The organism is Simiduia sp. 21SJ11W-1 (genome assembly GCF_024138675.1).
GTDB lineage: Bacteria > Pseudomonadota > Gammaproteobacteria > Pseudomonadales > Cellvibrionaceae > Simiduia.
In genome coordinates this window covers 3,087,624-3,105,884 of the sequence record NZ_CP090959.1, presented here as the reverse complement: position 1 = coordinate 3,105,884, position 18,261 = coordinate 3,087,624, and the positions used below count along the sequence as shown (strand labels likewise).

Genomic DNA, 18,261 nt, shown 5'->3' with positions numbered 1-18,261 from the left:
TAAATTAACGGGCCGTGGGTTGGGATTTTGCGTCGCTTAAGAGTGCCCAGGTGCGGCTGGCAGACTCCGGCTTGCCAAACAAATAGCCTTGCATTTCATCACATTGTTGTGCACGTAAAAACTGCCGCTGTTCATGGGTTTCTACCCCTTCTGCCACAATTTTTAAGCGAAGATGACGCGCCATGGCGATAATAGAAGTTGCAATGGCAACGTCGTCTGCATCATGTGGGATGCCATCTACAAAAGATTTATCTATTTTGATTACATCCACCGGCAGGTGTTTGAGCCGCGCAAGGTTTGAGTAGCCGGTACCAAAATCGTCAATGGCCAGATTTACGCCCACGGCTTTCAGTTCATTCAAGGTGGCAATAATATTGGGGCCTTCATCCATTACCATGCTTTCGGTAATCTCAAGTTCCAGGTGCTGGGCCGGAAGATCGGCCTGCGTCAAGGCACGGGTAACTTTCTCAATCAACGTCTGGTCGTGAAATTGCCGTGGCGACAAGTTTACCGACACGGCAAGCGGGTGGTAGCCGGCATCTAGCCACTCTTTAAGTTGGCTGCAGGCTTTCAGCAATACCCATTCGCCAAGTGCCACAATGAGCCCGGATTGCTCGGCAATGGGAATAAACACATTGGGCGGCAAAAATCCGCGTTGTGGGTGCTGCCAGCGCACCAGTGCCTCCAGCCCAATCAGTGTGTTGGTGGTGTTATTTACCCGTGGTTGATAGAAAAGTTCGAACTCGCCACGGGCAAGGCCCAAGCGAATTTCCTGTTCAATGGTAATGCGCTCAACAGCTGATCGGTTCATGTCGGCGGTGTAGTACTTCACCGTGTTGCGGCCATCTTCTTTGGCTTTGTACATGGCGGCATCGGCGTTGCGCAACAGAGTGGCCGCATCGTGACCGTCTGCCGGAAACAGTGCGATGCCCATTGAGCAGGAAACGTGCAGCGATTGGTTGTCTATTTGAAATTCGTCGCTCATGGCAGCCAGAATTTTCTCTGAAACCACATCGGCGATGTTGTCTGATGTGCCGTTTAGTATGACGAAAAATTCGTCGCCACCCAGGCGTGCAACGGTGTCGTTTTCGCGCACACAGTCGTTTAATCGGTTGCTGGCCATCACCAGCAGCTTGTCGCCCACATGGTGGCCCAGGCTGTCGTTAATGTTTTTAAAGCCGTCCAGGTCAATAAAGATTACCGCCAACCTTTCATCGCGCCGGTGCGCATCGGCAATGGCGCGAGTGAGCCTGTCTAGCCCGAGCGAGCGATTCGGTAGCTTGGTGAGCGAGTCGTAAAAGGCCAATTGCCGAATTTGGGTTTCGCGGCGCTCGTGGCTAATGGCAAGCGATGCCACGTGGGTGGCCATATTGATAATGCGCTGATGTAGCCTTGAGGGAGATAGTGGCTTGCTTAGGTAAAGCGAAAATATACCAAGCAGTTCGTTTTTGGCGAGTATTGGGGTAGACCAGCAAGCGCGAAACCCTCCTATTTCAGTAAGATTATGGAAATCATTCCATGTCGGGTCTTTAAGTACGTCTTCCACAATAATTTGTCTTCCAAAAAACGCAGCTGCCCCACATGAGCTTGACTTTGGGCCAATTTCCAAGTTGTTCATGGCTGCGTTGTAGTTGGCGGGGAGTGATGGGGCTGCGGCGTGCATGAGCCGGTTTTTATTCGGGTCTAAGGTGTGAACGGAGGCTCGTAGGTCTGGGGTGAGATTTTCAATGTCACGAACTAGCTCATCAAGAATGATGTGCATTTCAGTATTGCGGGCAATTAGGCTGAGTATTTTATCCTGGGATTCAAGCAGCTTTTCATTGTAGTAGCGTTCTGTGATGTCGCGAATCATGCCTACGAAGTAGCGCTTTCCAAATTGATTGTTTTCGGCCACCCGTAATTCAATTTTAAATAGCATTCCGTCTTTATGTCGCCCTTCAAGATTTGAAACCTGCCTGATGATTTTTCCTTCGTGGGTGCGCCGGTATTTTTCAAGGTAACGGTTGTGCATGGATTTGTGAGGTTCTGGCATGATTAGGCTGACATTTTCACCCACCATCTCTGCCTCGGAGTAGCCAAACATTGTGGTGGCTGATTGGTTGACAGTTGTCATGATGCCAGACTCATCAATAGTAATGAGTGCGTCAGCAACGCTATCTAATATTGCTTGGGTATTCTTTGCGTGATTCTGACTTTCAATTTGAATTTTTTTATAGTCGCTTATGTCGGTGTTGGTTCCATACCACATAAGTTTTTGTGTTTTTTGGTCAACAATAGGGTAGCCTCGGGTGATGTGCCAACGGTACTGGCCATCATGGCGTTTTAACCTGCACTCGGCTTCAAACTCCGAACTATGCTTTATGCTGTATTCATAGGCAGATTGGGTGGCCGCTAAATCTTCCGGGTGGATCATCTCGGGCCAGTGCCTTACTTGCAGTTGATCCAACTCGCGGCCAAAGTAGTTTTTCATCCGTGAGTTGATAAATGTCAGCCCAACATCTTGGTTTGCCATCCATACGTGCTGTGGCATGGCACTGGCCAGGCTGCGAAACAGGTATTCGCTATCTTGTACCCGTTGTTCGATGGCCCTGCGGGCGCTGATATCATCCAGTGTGGCGACTATGTAGCGTTGCTCACCCACCGCCAAGGTTGAAAACCCCACCGCTGCCGGGAACTGGCTGCCGTCTGCACGCTTGGCCATCATCTCAAAGCTGATGTCACCAATCGTGTGCGAGGGTTGGCTGGTGGAGTTGGCCAGCAGGTTTTCACCGGCATCGGTTTTGCCCATGATCAAGTGAAAGTAGGCGTTGATCAATTTTCCGCGTGGGTGGCCTGTGAGGTCGCACAGGCGTTGGTTAACGGCTACAAAGCGATGGTCCTGATCAATAAACATCATGCCGCAGGGCGCGGCGTCAATCAGTTGGCCCAGTAGCGTTTGTTGATTTCTTTCCAGCTCTTCCTTATCTAACTGGCGGCGCCTTGCATAAAGGCCGAGCAGCGTAATAGTTAGCCCCAACACACTGGCCAAGAACGCGGCGTAAGCCACCGAGGCCGTGTTGAGCTGCTGGTAAAACGCAGGCGTTGGCATGGCCTGTAATTGCCATTGCCGGCCCATCACCTTGAAGGTTTTTTCAGCGCTCAACGGCTGGCCTGGGCGGCTAGTTGTAAAGTTGCCCAACAGCAGGCGAGTGGCTAGGCTCTCTGCAGTTTTGGGCGCAGGATTTTGCGGCCGGTTGCTAAAGGTTGTTGCGCCGTCTTGCAGGGTGAAAGTGATCCAATCGGTGCTGGTAATGGCGGGCCATAGATCCTCGGTATACACAGGCGCGCCCACCCAACCCAGTAGCGCCTGATCTTCTGGCAGCCGCACGGGCAGGGTTATTAAATAATCGGGCGTTGAATGCAGCGCTTTGCCGGTGCTCGCCAAGGGCGGGGTAAGCTGTGCGCGCCCCAGCGCTAAGGCGCGTTCAAGTGTCGCTTTGCGCATGGGCTCTGAGGCTAAATCCAGCCCATAGGCATTGCCAAGGATTGCCACCGGTTCGATGTAGGTCAGCACAAAACGCGAACCCTCGTGGTCAGCGTATTGCTTGAGCGTGAAGTCTGGTATTTGCTGGCGCGCCAGGGCCACAAACGCTTCTGTTTGGTGAGCCTCTACCGGCTGGATCAGGCAAAAGCCGCGTATCAGCGGAAAGCCTGCGAGCGGCGGGGTATTGGCCAGGTAGCGGCCCAGATGTTCGTGATCGGGTATCGTATGCGGGGTTAGCCCTGCGCCCATGACCAAGCCTTGCAAGGCCTGCAGTTTGAGGTCTATTTGCTGCATCTGGCTGTAGAGTAAATTGGCTGCCAGGTGGGTGTGCCGCGTGAGCTGGCGCTCTGCAAGCTGCCTGTTTTCATGGGCGGTGTAGGCGCCTGCGAGGGTGCCCAACAGCAGTGATGCAGTAATGCCGACAGTCAGGGCTGTGGGTGTCTTCATGGGCTGAAAAATCGCAGATGTTCAATAAATACTAGCCTAATAACCAAGCCTTGCTGGCCGGTTCACTGTTATTTCTGTGCAGTTGGGTTAGTCTCGCGCGGGTGAGTTTGTCTATCAGGAGGTATGTGATGCGTTTGAAAGCCCTGTATTTTTTGTTAGTGATGCTGTTGCCCATGGTTGCCCGGGCCGATGTGTATTCCGATGCGTTGGCCACCTTTAAGCAATCACCCGTGGCGCAAAAGTTTTTTGACAGTGCCTACGCCTATGCGGTGTTTCCTTCCATTGTGAAGGGGGGCCTGGGCGTGGGTGCGGCCCACGGCAATGGCCGGGTGTATCGCGGTGAGCAGGTGGTGGGTTCAACCTCCATGACCCAGCTCTCGGTAGGCTTGCAGATGGGCGGCCAGGCTTACAGCCAGATTATCTTCCTGCAAGACAAGCGCGCCTTCGACGATTTTACCTCCGGCAACTTTGAATTTGGCGCCGGCGCCAGCGCGATCGCCATTACCGCTGCCGCCCAGGCCTCGGCCAGTACCACCGGCGTAAGTGCCAGTACCGGCTCGCACGCCGAGCGCACCAGGCAGGCCGAGGCCAGTTACACCAAGGGCATGGCGGTGATGACTGTGGCCAAGGGTGGGCTTATGTATGAGGCGGCCATTGCCGGGCAAAAGTATGGCTATACCCCCCGTTAAACCCGGTTGTTTGAGCAAGCTCTGGCGTGGCTTGCGTGCGCCGGGGCTCGCGGCCTTGCTGGTATTGCCTGCCGGGGCCGCCGGCTGCGATGGCCCGCAATACCGGCAGTTCGATTTCTGGCTAGGCCAGTGGCAAGTGCTACGGCCAGACGGGCGCCTGGCCGGTTACAACCACATCCAGCCCATTGAAAACGGCTGTGTATTGCACGAGCGCTACCACACACCCACAGGTTACAGCGGCCAGAGTTTCACACTCTTTGATGCCGCACGCTCGCGCTGGCACCAAACCTGGGTAGATAACCAGGGCGGCTTGCTGTTGTTGGAAGGCGGCCTGACAGAGGGCAAGATGGTGCTGGAAGGCGAGAGTGCCGACGGGCAGCAGTACCACCGCATCAGCTGGTCGGCAGGCCCTGATGGACGGGTGCGCCAGCATTGGCAGGCGCGCTCAACCGGGGCCAAGGCGCCTGACTGGCATACCCTGTTTGATGGCTACTACCAGAGGCTGCCTGCCACACCAGCGCCTACACCTACGCCTACTTCTACACCGAAAGTCCCCTAGTTTACTGCTTTCTTACATTACTCCCAGTGCCCCTCAACGGGCGCGCGCGTGCCTTGCTCGCGATCAAATTCACACTTAAAGCGCCAGCGGCCTGCGGCGGTTTCTTCCAGTTTAAGCAGTGCAAATCCGTCGCCGGGGAAATACTCGGTGGCCACATTGCAGCTGATGTTGGCGTTGGGTGTGTTCAGCACAAAGGTCTCATTGCCGGCAAGCTCCTCTGGCCGGGTGTTCACAAACGGCAGGGGTGCGTTGAGTGCCGAGGAATGAATGGAGTAGCAGCGGTGCGGGCCGTCGGGCGTATTGAAGGTGATGGTCACGCAGTTGGATAAATGTTCATCGCCCGAGACAAACAACAGGTTTTGAATGCGCTGCTCGGCAATGAAGGCCAGCAGTGCATGCAGCTGTTGCGGGTAGCCATCCCAGGCATCTGACTGGCAGGCAGCGCCACTGCCTGTGACCGAGCGCAACCGGCGCGGCAGCAGCATGGAGGCGGTGGCCACAAGCTTGGGCTGTTCGGCAGGCGTTGCCAACAGCCAGGCTTTCAGGGCATCAAACTGGGCTGGCAGCATGAGCGGCTGGGCCGGTTTGGCGGGGGTGCGCCCGCTGCGCTCGGTGCGACTATCGGCCAGAAAGAGCGCAAGCTTCTGGTGGCTTAGGGTTTGCCAAAGCGGTGGCGTGGGTGGCTCGGCCGGGGTGTTTTCCAACGGTTGGCAGCGGTTGTTGGGCGCGGGCATGATATTGGCCTGGCGCTGGAACAACAGGTAGCTGCTGCGTGCGGGCGTCCACTGGGCGTAGTGCTGGGTTTGGCCTTGCTGCTGATCCCAGTCGTTCGCGATCTCGTGATCATCGGGCATCATGTAGCTGGGCAGCCTGCGCAACACATCGCGCACGGGGGGCTGTTTTAGCCACTCGTGGTAGGGCGCCACATAGCGCTCGTGATAGGTTTGGGCATCTGCCATGCCGGCGGTTGGGTCTACGTATACCTGATCGCCGATGAGCAGCATCAGCGATGGCGATGCGCCCTTGTGCAGCCGCTCGCCCAGGCGCTCGTAGGAGCGGTAGGCGCAGGCGTGATCGAACAGCATGGCCGGGTACTGGCAGGCCGCTACCGCCAGCTCAATGCTGCCGGTGCGCGGGGCGGGCCAGTGCAGCTGGCAGGCCTGCGCACGGGCGAGCCCTGCGGCTAGATCTTTGGCGCAGGCCGGCAGTACCCGGGCCAGTGTGGCTTTCACCCGGGCGCCAATTTCAGTGCTGCGGGTTTCATTGAACAGGGTGAGCAGGTTGGCCGGCAGTGCTGCGTGTACCGGCAGCTGGGCCAAGGGCTCGGCATAATCGTGTACCAAAATCGGCAGCCAGCGCTGCGCTGCCGCATTGGCCGCAGCCACCGGCAGTAAGAACTTCATCCACTGATGGCGTACAGGGTGCGCGTAGTGCAGTTGAAAGTGTTCGCTGAGGCCTGGCGCATCGGCGGCCAGGGTGCCCGTGGGCTGGCCTTGTTGGTCGAGCCGCACAAACAGCAGGTACTCGGGCGCGCGCCCGGCGGCGTCTACCCCAAGCATTACCGGCAGTTGGCAGGCGGTGGCCGGGCCAATCACCGGCCCCAGCGCCGGTGCATCCAGCGCTACGGTGGGCGCCAGGCGCACCCGTGCCTTGCTGGCTTCGGGTTGCTGATAGCGCGCGGGCGCGTCGAAAAACCGCTTAATTTCCTTGAATACCTTATTGGCCCCGCGCCCGATAAGCAGATCCTGGTGGCCAAAGCCCTCGAAGATGTGGTGCCGGGTGCTTACGGGTGGGCCGTCCCGTTCAAGGTTGCCCAGTGCCGAGGCCATGAGGGTGGCCGTGCCTACGTCGGCCAGGCCGCTGTCGGCGGCGTGCAGGGTGAGGGTATTAAAGCGCCAGCGCTCGGCAAAGTTCTCGCGCGTGGCGTAGCAGTTCTCGCCCTGGTAGTTGGTGATTTGCTCTTGCAAGGCAAAGTGAATGGTTTGCGCGAGGGTGCCGAGCGACAGCGGCCCAAAAATGTCGTCTATGTGATCAAGCAACCGGTCGGGCATGTTTTGCAAGCTGAAGGCGCGCCCGAACAGGGCATCAATGCGCCTGCGGGTGGCCGACCAGCGCACCTTGCGCCCGGGCAGTAGCGGGTTTTCACGGGCGAAATCTGCGCGCGGGTAGGGCAGTGCCTGCAAGAGCCTGTCTAATACCGATTCCGCCATAGAGGGCGCATCGCTCGGGCGGAACTGGTAGGGCAGGTTGCCCAGCAGGTGGCGCACATTTTTTAACAGGTAGCCGCGGGTCATGTTGTCTGGGCTGAAGCTGACCTTGGGGCCTACCTGGCTCAGGGCCACGTGGCGCAACTTATCGGGCAGCTCGTTGCGCATTTTGAAGTAGGGGGCACCCGCCGGTGGCTTTTGTAGCACAGCCATGCTGAGCATGGCCGCCCCCATGCAATGGGCAATAACATCGCACTGGGAGGCCCGGGTAATAGACAGTATTTCACTGAACGCCAAGGGAATATCTTTAAAGGCCACGTCTTCAAAGTGCCAGGGCAGCATGGCCGTGAGCATGCCGCAGGAGGTGCGCAAATCCACCAGCCAGATGTCGCGCCCGGCCTTGTGAAAATAGGCCGCCGCACTGGTATCCAGCGCCTGGTGCGCATAGGTGGTGCTGGAGGCCGAGTAGCCGTGCAGCATCACCAGCGGTGTTTTGTCTTTGGCACTTGGGTTGGGGTAGCGGGTCAGGCGAATGTGAATGGGCAGGCCGTTCTCTAGCCTGTCTACTTCCAGCTCACGGATTTCGGGCGCGGGCAGGCCGGTTAGCGGGCCTGCCAGCCGCCGCGGTTGGCGCGCCACGGGGGCGTCTGGCTTGCGAAAGGTCCACACGTGGGTGTGAATCAGCAGGCGCACAAAAAAGCAGTGAAACGAGAGCAGGTCAGTAAACCCTCGTACTAAATTCGCCTGCTTCACAATGCGCAGCAGCGGCTTGTCGCGCCGGGCCAGGTAGCGATTGTCGAAGGCCAGCGTGACGGCTTTTTGGCTGCAGCCGGGAAAGCGGGTAATGCTGAGTTCCGACAGTTGCTGAATAGGGTTGGCGGCGCAGGTGTAGGTGATGTGTTTTTCACCGTGAATTTCATGGGTTGGCGCGCTTTCAAATGCGCTAAAAGGCGCAGGCCAGCCCCCCTTGCCGCCCTCCGGGCGGTGCACTTGCAGCCGGTATTCAAATAGCCGCACCTGCCCCGAGTGGCTGGCCAGGGTGCACAGGTCGCGTATTTTTTGGACCACACTCGTGCGTGGCGCCGGCGCCCGGTAAAGCCAGCCGCGCACGCGGGCGCTGGCGGCGTCTGCAAAATCGCGCAGGCCGCGGTTCACAATGTAGGCGGCGGCCGCTTTCACTACGCGCGCGCGCGCCGTACGCGCTTGCCGGTGCATGATTTCAAGCTCGCCGCTTACCGGCGCAATGAGCTTGGCCTGCGCGGCCATTTCGGCCTCGGTGGCTTTGGCGCGCATCAGGGCGTGCCATTCGCCGGGTTCGAACAGGCGCAGCTCGCTCAAGGCGCTGCCATCGGCCGCGCGCTTAAGGTGTACTTTGCGTTTTTGCGGCTCGTCTTCGCCCTCGGTCCAGAAGTAATCCTCGGCGGCCTTTGGGGCAAAGCTTAAGGTCAGCTCGGCAATATAGCGCTGCTTGCCCTGGCGGGTTTGCAGGGTGATTTCACCATTGAGGCGCTCGTTAACTTCTATTTCGGTGGCGCACCCGGTTTGTGGAAAGTCGGTATCGCGCCAGCGCGGGCGCAGCGTTAAGGGGTTCGCTTTATCGGCCTTTGCTGTGGCTGCCTGCCATTGCCACAGGCTTTGCAGCTGCTCGGCTGCACGCAGGGCGAGGGCCGCGATGGTGAGCGCCGGGTTGATGCCGAGTGCGGTGGGAATAATGGCGCCGTCCAGCACTACCAGCCCCTCGTGCAGGCCGCCTTCGGGGCCTGCGTTAAACACCTGCCCCAAGTGGTTCACCACGCCTTGCTGGGCATCATCGGCCATGGCGCACCCGCCGAGCGGGTGCACCGTAAGCAGCGGGCCTTTTTCGCTGTCAAACAGGCTGGCCATGTTGTCTGGTAGCGGGTTCCAGGCGGGGTTGCTGAGTATGCGCCCGCCTAGGTGCTTGGCGGCAAGTTTGCGCAGCTGGCAAATGTGTTTTTCAAATAGTTTGTTGTTGCGAACTTCGGGCCAGCGCACCTGCAGGGCGCCTTCGGGCAGGCTTTGGGCGCTGGCAAGGGTGGCTGGATCTGCGGGCCACTCCAATGAGCCGCCGGCGCCATCATCACTCATCACGGCATAAAGGGCCGTGTGGCCCAGGTGTTTGCGATTGAGCGACAGCGGGTCGTTTTTCGGTTGGTCGCGGGGGTGATCGTCGTTATCTGGCTCGCCGAGGTTATGCAGGCTGTTGGTGGTGGTATAGAGCTCGGCAAAAATGCGCGCCATGGGGGCGGGCACGGCCATTTCCTCAATGATCAACGGCGTTGCCTGATCGCGCAGATCAATCATGCCGGTGATGGTTGGCCCCACGGCCCGGCTGCTGGGCTTGTCTTTGCTCCAGGCGATGGCGTTCACCGCCTCGCGCTGGTTGTAGCCCACAACGATGGCATCGCCATTGCCGGAAAACCCCTGCCCAAGCCTGCGCGAAAGTGGCAGGGCATCACTGGCCGAGCGCATTAAAATTTCGGTGCTGCCCAGTGTGCCCGCCGCCAGAATCACCTTCTGGGCGTGCAGTTCTATGGGCTTTTTTTGGCCAGCGCGCAATTTGTCGTGGGTGTAGTAGCAGGCCAAGCACCAGCTGCCATCGGCCTGCTTTTGCAGTTTTGAGACGCTCACGCCCGTGTAGAGCTCGCAGCCCTTACGCTTGGCCTGTACCAGCAAATTCACATCCAGCGAGTTTTTGGCGCCCTGATTGCAGCCGGTGGCGCAGTCGCCACATTGGTTGCAGGCGCTCATACTCACACCGGCCTGATTGTCGCCGTCGGTGAGCGCCACGGTAATGGGCGCGGCACTGGCCTGATTGGGCGCCAGTTTTCTCAGTTGGTGGTACTTCTGTGGTATGTGGGCTGCGCGCTCAATGGTGTTGGCCTGGCCTTCGGCATCGGTGGCGCCCAGCAGTTGGCTTGTGCGGGTGAAATCCAGCGCCTGTGCTTCGCGCAGGGCCGCCGGCCACTGCTGGTTGAACACCCGGGCCGAGGGCTTGGCCATGACGCCTGCGTTAATGAGCGAGCCGCCGCCCAGGCCATTGGCGGTGAGCACGTTCATGTCGCCGTTGGCGCGAATATCAAACAACCCCTGGCGCTGGCCAAAGGCGTTGTTGCCCGCCAGGCCCCGCACCTGGGTGGGCAGCTCTTCCATGGCGCTTGGAAACATGCCGGTAAGAAATTCATCGCCGCGTTCAAGTACCGCAATGCGCAGGGGTTTGCCATTGTGGGTGCTGCCGGCCAGGGTGGCCGCAGCGATGGCGCCACCGTAACCGCTGCCCACAATTAGCAGGTCGAAGGCGAGTTTTTGGGTGTCTGTTGTGGCTTGTTGAACCAGGTTTTCGAAGCGTTCAGAAATCCATTGGCTGGCGCGTTCCATGTGCGCGGTCCTTATGATTTGGGTGTATGTGGCTAGGTTTCCGTTACCGCCAGGTTACAGGCCTCGGCAATGGCATCTTCCAGGGCCGGGGCGGCCACGGGTTTGTGCAACAGTTTAATACCGGCTTCGTTGGCCTCGCGCAGGCGGTCTGGCGCGGTATCGCCGCTAATGAGAATAGCGGGCAGTTTGGGGTAGATGGCGCGCAGATTGCGAATGGTTTCAAGGCCGTTGTCTTCGCCGCGCAAGCGGAAATCTGCCAGCAAAATGTCGGGCCGGTTGGCCAGTGCCAGTTCCAGTGCGCTGGCGGTGGAATCGGCCACATCCACCGTGGCGCCGAAGGTTTCCAGCAGTGCCTGCATGCCCAGGCCCACTTCCATTTCATCGTCTACCACCAGCAACCTCAGTGACTCCCACGAGGCCACTACCTTGGGTTTGTCTGGCGTGGTAACGGGCGTGGACTCGCTGATGGGCAGGGTGAGGGAAATACGCGTGCCATCGGAGGGCACCGAGTAGAGCGAGAACTTGATATCCAAAAGTTTCACCAGCCGCTTCACAATCGCAAGCCCCAGCCCCAAACCCTTGCGGCGATCGCGCTCGGGGTTTTCCAGCTGGTAGAACTCTTCAAATACGCGCTGCTGCTCGTTCTTGGGGATACCGCGGCCGGAATCTACCACAGACACGGTTACCAGCTCCTCTTCGGCATTGATCGAGAGCATGATCTTGCCGTGATCTGTGTATTTGATGGCGTTGGATAAAAGGTTGCGCAAAATGCGTTCAAATAAAATTTCATCGGTATCAACGTACACATCTACGTAGCAATCCAGCCATACCGACAGGCCCTTTTCCTCGGCGGCAGGCCCGAATTCCACCTGCAACCGTTCGGCCATATCTAGCAGGTTAAAGGTTTGCTTGTTGATATTTACCACGCCTGCATCGAGCTTGGAGATATCCAGGAGTGAATCCAGTTGTGAGGCCAAGGCCTTGAGGGCGGTTTCCATGTGCATCACGATATCGCGCGATTCTTCATCCAGCGGGCGCTTGCTCAGGGCCGAACCAAACAGCGAGAGCGCGTGAATGGGCTGGCGCAAATCGTGCGAGGCCGAGGCCAAAAACCGCGTTTTGGCAGAGGAGGCAGATTCAGCCTGCTCCAAAATATTTTGCAGCTGGGTATTTACGGCCGACTGCACCAGCCGCTCGCGGTAAGAGCTTTCAAAAATCCGAAAGCCGTTACCGGCAAGTTTTATCAGCAGTGGCAAGTAACACACAATGAGCCCGGCCACCGAGAGCGATGTCCAATCCATGGGGGTGCCCCAGCCATGCACGCCCCATACGCAGGCTGCAAGCCCGAGCGTGGGCAGGGTGTAGGCCACGGCAATGGGCCGGTAACCGGCAGTGGTAGACACATTAATAGAGCTTGTGCCGAGTAAAATCATGGTGATTACGGCGCGCTCAAGCTCGGTGAAGTAGCCAAAGCACAGCAGTGGCAGGCCGTGCATCACGCCGTTCAAAAAGGTAATCAACAAGGTGAAATTCAGGCGTTGGCGCTGGCTGAACTGGGTCATCTCTGGCAGCCGGGCCAGCAGCTGGGCGCGCACGAACAGCAAAATTGCGGCCACGGAAAACCAGCCGGCCCATAGCGCGCGGGGCAAAGTGTCTGAGGCGAAAAAGGCGATAACCGCAAGTGCGGCAAGCATGGGCGCTGGGGTAATCCGGCCCTGTTGCGCCAGCATGCGAATCAGCTCGGCGGTGATGTTTTCGTTGTTTTTATGTGCTGCGGATTCCATGCGCGCCTTCTGGGCTTAGGTTGCGTCCTGGTTCGGTACCCCGGTTGATTTTCGAGCTTAACCGAAAGTACTAAACCTTTAAAGCAGGCTGCCGCCGCCAAGGCCCAGGTAGGCGGCAAAGGCGGCCCAGGAAATACCGAGTAGCCACCAGGGCAGCGGGTGCTGCTTGGTAGCCGCGGGCGTGGGGTTTGCCACTGCCTGTGGCTCGCTTGTCTTGGCCTTTTTCTGGGCCTTGTCGCGCTCGCGCAGTTTGGCTTTTTGCTGCTTTTTATATTGCTCTATGCCCTTTTGAATGCCCTGGGCAATGAGCTTGGTTTGCTCCTTGGTTTGGCCCGGGCGCTGGGTGGCTCGCGCAATATCCTGAGCGTCTTGTTGTGTTTTGGCTGAAGGTTTGGCTTTCGGCATGGCAATGGGCCTGCAAAAGGCGCCATTGTAACCCATGTGGCGGCCAGCAGGGGCACAGCTCACGGCGTTCGCCCGCGGGTGGCTGCACCTTGTATTTAGCTAGCGGCGCAGTGTGGTGAAATCGAAAAACCGCTCGGGCTGTTCGCGCATTAATGGGAATACTTTTGTGTCGCGATAGGGGAGTTTCATGAATCCCGAAACCCCAAGGCCTTTTATGTGGTGAATGTTGGCCAAAATGGTATTGAGGCAGCGGCGAAATTCCTGCTCGCGGCTTGGGTCGCGCAGGCGCAGGTAATTGTGAATTTTAAGATCTTTCTCAAGGCTTTCAAAAATAATGCAGCCAGAGTGATAAATTTGGTTCATTTGCCGGATCGGCGCCATGATTTCTGGCGGCAGTTCCAGCATTTCATCCGGGTCGTCGCCATCTTCAAAGTACGAATGCGAGCGCGAAGATTGATCGCCCGTGTGGGGAGCCACAATGTCAAACTCGATGGTTTGGTTGGGCTGAATACGGAATGGGTCTGCTGGGCTTTTTCGTTCAATGTGCAGCGTTTTTCGGGCATCAAAAATACAGCTTTTAAATACCCCTTGCTTATTGATGGCGCGGCCAAGGTGCACCATGTTGTTTACCGCCGTGGTAAAGGCCGGCACTAGCGATTCATCGTAGAGGTTCAGGCTTGAATCTATGTGAATGCCGGCGTCATCCCAATGAATGGCAAGCCCGCCCACCAAGGGGTAGCGGCCCAGGTGGCTTACGGCGGTTACAAAGGCTTTTTCTGTGTCGCCCATGCCGGTTAAAAAATTCTTGTAGTATTTATCCAGCTCGGTTGGGTCAATGGCTGCAAAGGTGACGTCATCCATTTCGCGACGCAAAAAAGATTTGCGCGAGCTGTATACCACGGTATCTACTTCCCGTGTTTTGGGGTAGCTGGTTATGGGCAGCAGCGAGTGGGCATCGTTGTTATCCACCTGCTGCTGATTGCCCGTGACTATGTGCTTCATGTAGCGCATGTTGTTGAGCCAGTAATCGCCGGCGGCGTCACGGTGTTGTTTTTCCTCGCTCATCAAATGGGTGAGCATGCGGGCAAACTCTTTAGGTAAGCCTAATGAGTTTGGCGTAATGACATGGCGCCCAAACCGGCTGGATTGACCAGAGGCCAGCGCGTAGAGGGTGCCGGCCGCGCCTTGTTCATCGAAACGCGGTGAAGAAAGGCCGCCGTTAAGTTGATCTTCACCAATAAAATAAATGTCGCCAAGTTTTGCATTGGTTTGGGCGGCATCTACCGTTAGGGCGCTTAGGCCGCTATTGGTGGCGTATTGGCCTTGGGCGTCTAGCTGTGCAAATACCGCAGCCCCCCAATCTATAAGGCGCAGTTTTTCGGTGGTTTCATCCCACATGAGGTTGGAGGGCTTGATGTCGCCATGCACAATGGGTGCGCGGTGCTCTTGATCGGCTTGATCTCTTAAACCCTGCAGAATTTCAGCCAGCTGGGCCGCGATTTTTAGAATCAGCCTGGGTGACAGGCGCCCTACGCGCCGGGCATAGTCGTCCAGATTTACACCGGGCGCGCGTTCCATCATCAATATGGATTGCCCGTGCACCCGCTGAAATTCCACAAATGCAGGCACTCCCGGCAGGCGCACTTGTGAGAGCATGTAGCCTTCATCTTCTAGCCTGTCTTGCACGTGCTGGGGCAAGGTGATGCGCGAAAACTTAAACACGTAATCGTGGTTGTTGCTGTCTTTGGCGGCAAACACAAAGCCGTAGGCACCTTTGCCAATCATGCGGGTGCCCGAATAGCCGAGCCTGCGCAACTGCGCTTCACACAGGCCCAGCCAGGATTTGAGTTTCTTGGCGTCGCGGTGGCTCAGCAGGTAGATTGACTGCTCTTCATTGATATAGAAGTGCTGAAGGTTGCGGTGTTCCATAATCGCTCGAATGCCAACAGATGCTGCTAGGTTAGCAGGTTTGATGGGGCAGGGTCACACCGGGTTTGGCCAATTGGGTGAGTAACTCTGGGGCTATTGTGGCAAGTGCATTGGCCGGTGCGGCCTGCTGTGCCTGGCCACTATGCGCCGTTTCTGGCGGGCAAGTTGTCGGCAAATTCCAGCAGTTGGGCTTCTGGTATGGGTTTGCTGAATAAATAGCCCTGCGCCTGATGGCAGTTTAGTTGTTTAAGGCAGGTGAGTTCCTCGGCCAGCTCAACGCCTTCGGCCACAATTTTCAGCCCCAGGTTTTCACCCACGTTGATAATGCTCTTTACGATGGCTTGCTTGCGGGGGTGAATGTGTAAATCGGTGATAAAACTGCGGTCAATTTTCAAGCTGTTTATGCGCATTTCCTGCAGGTAACTGAATGAGGAATAGCCGGTGCCGAAATCGTCTATGGCCACCTCTACCCCGTGGCGGTGCAAGTGGCTGATAACTTTGTTGGCTCGCGCGTTATCCAGCAAGGTGGATTCCGTGATTTCAAACTCCAGCTTGCCCTGCGGGATGGGCTTGTTATCCAGTGCTTGTATCACCGTGGGTAAAAATACCGGGTCGTCGAAATCCTGTGCTGAAACATTAATAGACAAGCTTACATTGGCAAGCGCTGTGCCTTGCCATGCATGAATGCGATCGTGGGCCTGGGCAAAAACCCAGCGGGTGATGGCGTAAATTAAGCCCGTGCTTTCGGCTACGGGAATGAACTGATCGGGGAAGATGAGCTGGCCGTCTGGCAACTGCCAGCGCAGGAGCGCTTCCACGCCCACAAGGGTGCCGGAGCCGAGCGAAATTTTAGGTTGGTAATGTAGCAACAGTTCATTGTTGTCGAGCGCCTTGCGCAGTTTTTGCTCGGTGCTTACCCTGTGAAGCGCCATTCGTTCAAGGCGTGCATCAAAGAAATGAAATTTGTTTTTACCCGCTTGCTTGGCTTGGTACATGGCCATGTCGGCTTTGCGAATAAGCTCTTCTGGCTGTTTGCCATCTTGCGGCGCCAGCGCAACGCCAACGCTTGCGGTCACTACATAGTGGGTTTCATGAATTTGAAACGGCGTATTAAAGAGATTCAGCACGCGATCCAGTAGAGAAATTATCTGCTGTTGGTTCTGCAAGCCTTCCATTATCAGAATAAATTCATCGCCGCCAAGGCGCGCCAGGGTATCGCAGTCGCGCAGGTAGCTGGCCAGCCGCGCGGTGGTTGATACCAGAAAGTTATCCCCTTGGGCGTGGCCTGCGGTATCGTTAATTTTCTTGAAGTCATCAAGGTCTATAAAAATGACGGCGGTTTTGCAGCCGTGTCGCTGGCCTTTTTTCAAGGCGTGCGCGAGCTTTTCAAGTAATAGGCGCCGGTTGGGTAAACCTGTGAGCGTATCGTAAAAGGCCTGATGCTCCAGTTGCGCCTGTTGTTGGCGGATTTTGGTGATATCGCGGTAGCACCAGATGCGGCCCAGGTACTGGTCGCCGTGACGTATAGGGATAGAGTTATATTCGTAGTTTTGCCCGTTTACCGTATCCATATAGTTGTGCAACACGGCCATTGGGTCTGCACGAATTTTTTCTATGTCGCCCAGGAAATCTTCAGTATTGCTGATGATCTCTAAAATTAGCTCCAGGTTTGTTTCGGGTGTGTTGCTTTTCAGTTGATCCCAGGTCTTGTTCATTAGCGTGCAGGCTGCGCGGTTGATTTGTACCATGCGCCCGCCCGGGGCAAAGCAGAATATGGCCTCGGGTGAGGCATCTAATAGCGCGTGCTGGCGCGAGCTTGTTGCTTGCAGCTCACTTAACAGTGCCTGGCTTTCGGTTAGGTTGTGCTTGAGCCTTTCATTTTGCTCGGTGAGCTCTTTTGAGGTAAGCACCAGCGAGCGCTCGATGTTTGAAAGCAGGTTATCTTGCAGGCTAAATGCATCTGACAGCGCCTCTACCAGAGGATCATCCGGCTTAAGGGTGGCCGAATGCTCGTCTAAAAGGCCGCGCAATAATTTATGCATCGCGTTCTTGCAGGGTTGTGATGGTCATGGTTTGGTTGTGCAGTGCACAATGGTTTCCGCCGGCCATGGGTGAAATTTCGCCATAGGAATAGAAGCCTGTAAATTGCCAGCCATTGCCCAGTACGTCTTCAACGGCTTCCAGTTCTTCTTCTATGCGTTGGTTGAGCACCAGCCTGCGCCCCACACAGCTGATCAATAGCGCAAGCCCGCATCCGTTGGCGTCTGCTTGCCCGCTTAATGCAGCGCTTGCCGCGGTTTCGGCGCCGTCTATCAGCCGGTCAAAATTGGCGCGCATCAGCTGCGCTTTCGCGCCTTGAGGCATGTCGCCTGCAAAGGTCATGGATTCATCTTGCTCATTCACACCCAGTATGGTGCGAATGACGGCCTGCTCTTCACCTTCGCGTTTTATTAGCAGCGGAAATAACAGCGCCGAGGCTGGCAGGGCGCTGGCGTGCTCGCCCAGGTAGCGCTTGTAGAGCGCCAGCGCCGGCTGATCATCCAGGCTGTAAAGTACATTGCTGCGCGCACGGGTAATCAGGCGTTCTGGGCCAAATGGGTCCCACCCGCCCATGCTGCCGTGGCCCACCTCAATGCAATTGCCATAAAAGCCGCAAGCCACAATATTGCCTTCACCACCGCGGCCATTGTGCCAGGTGGCTGTGCGTTCAAAGCGGGTGTCATCACCTGCCAGCCCGCCGGTAATAACCACGCCCTTGGGCAGTGCGGCTGTGAGCCCATTGACAAGCTCGGTACCATTCACCCGTTGGTCATCGGAAAGCACCAGCAGGTACTTTAAATCTGGCGCACCAAGCGCGTTTGCCAGTTCATCTACAGCCGCCTGTAGTGGGCGGTTGCGGATATCAGCGCGCGCGGCTTTAACGGGTGTGTGGTTAAAGCGCACCGCCGTCAGGCACAGGCTTTGATCGTGCAGCTCGGTGCCCAGAATTTCACCGGAGGTACTGCAACCCACAATCTGGGCATTGGGAAAGCTTGCGGCCAGGGCTGCGTTAATATCTGCGCTGAGCGCCAATTCGCGGTCGCCAAACAGCAACACCAGCTGGGCATCGGTGTTGGCAGGCAGGGGCGCGCGCCAGTGATTGTCGCGGTAGAGGTTTTGGTAGGTTTCCATCGCTAAACTCATTCCAAGGGCTTGTTTGAGTTTAGCAGGCCGGGCCGCGGGCGCAGATTTGCCTTTGGCGCCTGCCCCAGCATAGTGCCGCTGGTGCCAGGCAATCAGGCGGGCACTCCATTGCCCAATAGGAGAACGCTTTACGCTGAGA

The 18,261-nt window shown here is 57.1% G+C and carries 9 protein-coding genes; 2 read left to right on the top strand and 7 right to left on the bottom strand.

Features of this window, described 5'->3' with window-relative positions:
• Nucleotides 1-4: 4 nt before the first annotated feature.
• Nucleotides 5-3,970, bottom strand: coding sequence for an EAL domain-containing protein (locus tag L1F30_RS13555; RefSeq protein ID WP_253356770.1), 3,966 nt, complete (start codon nt 3,968-3,970; stop codon nt 5-7).
• Between the two features lie 128 nt (nt 3,971-4,098).
• Between L1F30_RS13555 and L1F30_RS13550 the strand changes: the two genes are divergently transcribed.
• The gene (locus L1F30_RS13550; protein WP_253356769.1) at nt 4,099-4,659 is read left to right on the top strand and encodes a YSC84-related protein; all 561 of its coding nucleotides are present in this window, start codon (nt 4,099-4,101) and stop codon (nt 4,657-4,659) included.
• A complete protein-coding gene (locus L1F30_RS13545; protein WP_253356768.1) occupies nt 4,640-5,218 on the top strand; it encodes a hypothetical protein in 579 nt (192 codons plus the stop codon). The genes L1F30_RS13550 and L1F30_RS13545 overlap by 20 nt, the downstream gene beginning before the upstream one ends.
• Before the next feature lie 17 nt (nt 5,219-5,235).
• On the opposite strand, the gene L1F30_RS13540 is transcribed toward L1F30_RS13545, so the two are convergent.
• The 6 genes from L1F30_RS13540 to L1F30_RS13515 all read right to left on the bottom strand — a co-directional run bounded on the left by L1F30_RS13540 (nt 5,236) and on the right by L1F30_RS13515 (nt 18,122).
• The gene (locus tag L1F30_RS13540; RefSeq protein WP_253356767.1) at nt 5,236-10,821 is read right to left on the bottom strand and encodes an alkaline phosphatase D family protein; all 5,586 of its coding nucleotides are present in this window, start codon (nt 10,819-10,821) and stop codon (nt 5,236-5,238) included.
• Nucleotides 10,822-10,853: 32 nt separating this feature from the next.
• Nucleotides 10,854-12,605, bottom strand: coding sequence for a hybrid sensor histidine kinase/response regulator (locus L1F30_RS13535; RefSeq protein ID WP_253356766.1), 1,752 nt, complete (start codon nt 12,603-12,605; stop codon nt 10,854-10,856).
• Nucleotides 12,606-12,683: 78 nt separating this feature from the next.
• Complete coding sequence (locus L1F30_RS13530; RefSeq protein ID WP_253356765.1) at nt 12,684-13,073, bottom strand: DUF2956 domain-containing protein; 390 nt, start codon at nt 13,071-13,073, stop codon at nt 12,684-12,686.
• A gap of 36 nt (nt 13,074-13,109) precedes the next feature.
• Nucleotides 13,110-14,939: a phosphotransferase gene (locus tag L1F30_RS13525; protein ID WP_253356764.1), complete on the bottom strand. Its 1,830-nt coding sequence runs from the start codon at nt 14,937-14,939 to the stop codon at nt 13,110-13,112.
• Between the two features lie 140 nt (nt 14,940-15,079).
• Nucleotides 15,080-16,981: an EAL domain-containing protein gene (locus L1F30_RS13520; RefSeq protein ID WP_253356763.1), complete on the bottom strand. Its 1,902-nt coding sequence runs from the start codon at nt 16,979-16,981 to the stop codon at nt 15,080-15,082.
• Nucleotides 16,974-18,122, bottom strand: a complete 1,149-nt coding sequence (locus tag L1F30_RS13515) for an FIST signal transduction protein (RefSeq protein WP_253356762.1) — start codon at nt 18,120-18,122, stop codon at nt 16,974-16,976. Before L1F30_RS13515 ends, L1F30_RS13520 begins: the two co-directional genes overlap by 8 nt.
• Nucleotides 18,123-18,261: the final 139 nt, after the last annotated feature.

Coding starts and splice junctions, on each gene's coding strand:
- L1F30_RS13550 (WP_253356769.1), top strand. CDS start 4,099: ATGCGTTTGAAAGCCCTGTATTTTTTGTTAGTGATGCTGTTGCCCATG.
- L1F30_RS13545 (WP_253356768.1), top strand. CDS start 4,640: ATGGCTATACCCCCCGTTAAACCCGGTTGTTTGAGCAAGCTCTGGCGT.
- L1F30_RS13525 (WP_253356764.1), bottom strand. CDS start 14,939: ATGGAACACCGCAACCTTCAGCACTTCTATATCAATGAAGAGCAGTCA.
- L1F30_RS13535 (WP_253356766.1), bottom strand. CDS start 12,605: ATGGAATCCGCAGCACATAAAAACAACGAAAACATCACCGCCGAGCTG.
- L1F30_RS13515 (WP_253356762.1), bottom strand. CDS start 18,122: ATGAGTTTAGCGATGGAAACCTACCAAAACCTCTACCGCGACAATCAC.
- L1F30_RS13520 (WP_253356763.1), bottom strand. CDS start 16,981: ATGCATAAATTATTGCGCGGCCTTTTAGACGAGCATTCGGCCACCCTT.
- L1F30_RS13540 (WP_253356767.1), bottom strand. CDS start 10,821: ATGGAACGCGCCAGCCAATGGATTTCTGAACGCTTCGAAAACCTGGTT.
- L1F30_RS13555 (WP_253356770.1), bottom strand. CDS start 3,970: ATGAAGACACCCACAGCCCTGACTGTCGGCATTACTGCATCACTGCTG.